2 protein-coding genes and 1 pseudogene are annotated in these 4,504 nt (G+C 50.3%); all 3 read left to right on the top strand.

What is annotated here, in order from left to right:
- Positions 1-1,328: enoyl-CoA hydratase-related protein (locus tag ON064_RS17150; protein WP_274625723.1), on the top strand; the 1,328-nt coding region annotated here is incomplete at its 5' end.
- Positions 1,329-1,356: 28 nt separating this feature from the next.
- Positions 1,357-2,491, top strand: a pseudogene (locus ON064_RS17145) (acetyl-CoA C-acetyltransferase).
- A gap of 66 nt (positions 2,492-2,557) precedes the next feature.
- Positions 2,558-4,327, top strand: coding sequence for an acyl-CoA dehydrogenase family protein (locus ON064_RS17140; protein ID WP_274625722.1), 1,770 nt, complete (start codon positions 2,558-2,560; stop codon positions 4,325-4,327).
- Positions 4,328-4,504 lie beyond the last annotated feature (177 nt).

Raw genomic sequence — 4,504 nt, 5'->3', positions numbered from 1 at the left:
ACGACCGCACAGGCGAATTGCTGTGGAGCATCCTCGCTCCGACACTCGTCTACTCTGCACAATTGCACGGCGAGATTGCAGACGATATCGTCGCCATCGACAACGCTATGAAATGGGGCTTTGGCTGGGAACAGGGGCCGTTTGAAGTGTGGGACGCAATCGGCGTCAAGCAGTCGACAGAAAAAATGGCCGCTCAAGGCTTAGAAGTACCGGCATTTGCACAAGCGCTATTGGAAAAAGGCTTTGATTCCTTCTATAAAGAAGAGAACGGCGATCTGTATTATTTCGACGGTTCAGATTACCAGCCTGTTCCGGTCAATGAAAAAGTGATCGACTTGAAACGTTACAAGAAAAAGCACGGCGTCATCAAATCGAATTCCGGCGCAAGCTTGATCGATCTTGGAGACGGCATCGCATTACTCGAATTCCATTCGCGTTCGAACGCGATCGGGCTCGATATCATGCAAATGATTAATTTCGCTGTGGACGAAGTCGAGAAAAACTTCAAAGGACTCGTCATCGGCAACCAAGGAAAGAACTTCTGTGTTGGCGCCAACCTCGGCATGATTTTGATGGAAGCACAAGACGACAATATCTTTGAACTGGATTTGACGATCCGTACGTTCCAGAACGCCATGCTGAAATTGAAATACAGCTCGAAGCCGGTTGTAGCGGCACCATTCGGCATGACACTCGGCGGCGGGGCGGAAGTCATCCTGCCGGCAGCACGTGTACAAGCATCTATGGAAACCTATATGGGCTTAGTCGAAGCAGGAGTTGGGCTCATTCCGGGCGGCGGCGGAAACAAGGAATTGTATATGAAACAATTGAAAGGCTTGCCGAATCATGTCACGGCCGACTATGTCAACTTGGCAGCAGGCGTGTTCGAATCGATCGCGACTGCGAAAGTGTCGACATCGGCAGACGAAGCACGCGAAAACAACTTCCTGAATTTCGTCGACGGCATCAGCGTCAATAGCGACCACTTAATCTACGATGCGAAGCAATTGGCATTGTCGCTCCATGATAATGGCTACCAGGCGCCGAGAAGAGAAAAAGTGCCGGTTGCAGGGGAAGCAGGCTATGCGGCGATGTTGCTTGGGGCTGAAGGTATGTTATTGTCCGGCTATATCAGCGAACACGATATGAAAATCGCCAAAAAACTGGCTTATGTATTATCAGGCGGCAAATTGCCATACGGCACGAAAGTCGATGAACAGTATTTGCTCGACTTGGAACGCGAAGCATTCCTGAGCCTGGTTGCTGAGCCGAAGTCACAGCAGCGCATGCAGCATATGCTTGTTAAAGGGAAACCATTACGCAATTGATCGCCGATTAGATAGAGGAGGAAATGATATGCGCGAAGCAGTAATTGTGGCCGGAGCCAGAACACCGGTCGGGAAAGCAAAAAAAGGTTCTCTCGCCTCGGTGCGCCCGGATGATTTCGGGGCACTCGTCGTACGGGAAACATTGAAGCGGGCTGGATATGACGGCCCCATTGATGATTTGATCATGGGCTGTGCCATGCCGGAAGCAGAACAAGGCATGAACATTGCCCGTAATATTGGGGCGCTTGCGTTTTTGTTCATCAGGCTTGCAGTCGATCGCTTATGCCGCTGAACGAATCATGGTTGGCCACGCTGAAGCGATAGTTGCCGGCGGCGTCGAATCGATGAGCATGGTGCCGATGATGGGCAATGTGCTGCGGCCGAACGCAAAAATCGCCGAAACAGCCCCGCAATATTACATGAGCATGGGCCATACGGCAGAACAAGTGGCGACGCAATATGGCGTCAGCCGGGAAGACCAGGATGCTTTTGCGGTCCGTTCCCATGAAAATGCGGCTAGGGCTATCGAAAAAGGACACTTCGTCGATGAAATCGTTCCGGTCGAAGTGATCCAACGCTATGTCGATAGCCAGAATAAATACCAGGAAAAATCATTTATGTTTGAAATGGACGAAGGGGTACGCCACGGCACATCCATCCAGACACTCAATAAATTGCGTGCGGCATTCTCGGCACGCGGCACGGTGACAGCTGGCAACTCTTCGCAGACTTCTGACGGCGCAGGTGCAGTGCTCGTCATGGACCGTGAAAAAGCGGAAGCGCTTGGCCTTAAACCAATCGCAAAATTCCGTTCATTCGCAACCGGCGGCGTTCCGCCCGAAGTCATGGGCATCGGCCCGGTCGTCGCGATTCCGAAAGCCTTGAAACTGGCCGGCCTGACGAAAGACGATATCGACGTCTGGGAACTGAACGAAGCCTTCGCTTCCCAGTCGCTTGGCGTTATCCGAGAGCTTGGCTTAGATATGGATAAGATCAATTTGAACGGAGGCGCCATCGCACTCGGCCATCCGCTCGGCGCGACAGGTTCGATTTTGACTTTGCGCATGCTCAGCGAATTGAAGCGCCAAAACAAACAATTCGGCGTCGTCACGATGTGCATCGGCGGCGGAATGGGCGCAGCTGGCGTCTTCGAAATGTTGTAAAGAGATCTTTAGGGGATACGGTTAACAGGGGATTTAAGATAAACGATAAATTGGGAGGAATGGAAAATGGAACAAGAAAAAACATTGATCAAAGGCGGAAGCTTCTTGATCGAAGATGCAGACCTATCGCGTGTGTTCACGCCGGAAGATTTCACGGAAGAGCATAAAATGATCGCCAAAACGACAGAGGATTACGTCAACACGGAAGTTATGCCTTTGGTCGAAAAGTTGGAGAACCATGAATTCGAACATTCCGTCAAGCTTCTGAAGAAAGCCGGCGAACTCGGGCTCCTTGGGGCAGACGTTCCGGAACAATACGACGGGCTCGGGCTCGACAAAATCGCGTCGGCCTTGATTGCTGAGAAAATGTCCAAAGCGGGCGGCTTCTCCATCACTCACGGCGCACACGTCGGGATCGGATCGCTGCCGATCGTATTATTCGGTAACGAAGAACAGAAAAAGAAATACTTGCCGGTTCTTGCAACAGGCGAGAAAATCGCAGCTTACGCTTTGACTGAGCCAAGTTCCGGATCGGATGCTTTGGGTGCGAAAACGGTCGCGAAACTGAATGAAGCGGGTACGCATTACGTCTTGAATGGCGAAAAGCAATGGATCACAAATGCAGGATTTGCGGATGTCTTCGTAGTCTATGCAAAAATCGACGGCGAACAGTTCTCGGCATTTATCGTTGAACGCGACTTCGGGGGCGTATCAGTTGGGCCGGAAGAAAAGAAAATGGGCATCAAATCATCTTCTACGCGCACATTGATCTTGGAAGACGCGGAAGTACCTGTGGAAAACCTTCTCGGTGAAGCAGGGCGCGGACACATCATCGCCTTCAATATCCTGAACATCGGGCGCTACAAACTGGGCGTCGGCACAATCGGCGCATCCAAGCGCGCAATGGAATTGACCATTCCCTACACGAACCAGAAGACGCCGATTTCTTCATTCAACCTGACAAAAGAGAAGTTGGCGACAATGGCCTCTAAATTGTATGCTGTTGAAAGTTCCGTTTACCGCACAGTTGGCCTGTTCGAAGACCGCATGAGTGGATTTACGGACGAGCAGCAAGCGGATGGAAAACTCGTTGCGGATTCCATCGCTGAATTTGCTATCGAATGTTCATTGAATAAATTCTTCGGAACGGAGACTTTGGACTATATCGTTGATGAAGGCGTCCAGCTCCATGGCGGCTACGGCTTTATGCAGGAATATGAAATCGAGCGCATCTACCGCGATTCCCGCATCAACCGTATCTTCGAAGGAACAAACGAAATCAACCGCCTGCTCGTACCGGGCACACTGCTCCGCAAAGCGATGAAAGGCGAATTGCCGCTATTGCAACATGCGCAAGCATTGCAGGAAGAATTGTTGATGATGATGCCGGAAGAAGTCGGAACGGAAGCGTTGGCACAGGAAAAAGCTTTGGTGAAAAACGCCAAGAAAATCGCTATCCTCGCTGCCGGCCTTGCCGCACAGACTTACGGCAAGAAACTTGAAGCAGAACAGGAAGTGCTCGTGAACATCGCGGATATCGTCAGCAATGTCTTCGCGATGGAATCGGTTGTCTTACGCACAGAAAAAGCGATCGCAGCAAGCGGCGAAGAAAAGGCGAAGCAGAAACTTCTTTATACGCAGATCTTCTGCCAGGAAGCTTTGGAGGAAATCGAGAAAGACGCGAAAGAAACCTTAATCGCAGCAATTGATGGCGACAACCAGCGCATGATGCTGTCCGCACTCCGCAAGTTGACGCGTTCAACGCCGTACAACTTGATCGCGAAAAAACGCGAAGCATCCGAAAAATTGATCAGTGTAGAAAAATACGTAGTTTAATAGATTGGACAAAACAGGAAGGGGCAACCCTTCCTGTTTTTTTATAGTGTTGAATAAGTTTATGGTTCGCTATTAATTATGAGTAAGGCCACCTTTTTCTATATTCAACAATCAATGATCTCTCTAAGTATTTGAAGAAGCGTTCGCTCGTAAACCCTTCTGCTCAATAATGCTGCG

It is taken from the genome of Planococcus sp. A6 (assembly GCF_028823615.1).
In the GTDB taxonomy this organism is placed as follows: Bacteria; Bacillota; Bacilli; order Bacillales_A; family Planococcaceae; genus Planococcus.
This window is presented reverse-complemented; position numbering and strand designations above follow the sequence as displayed.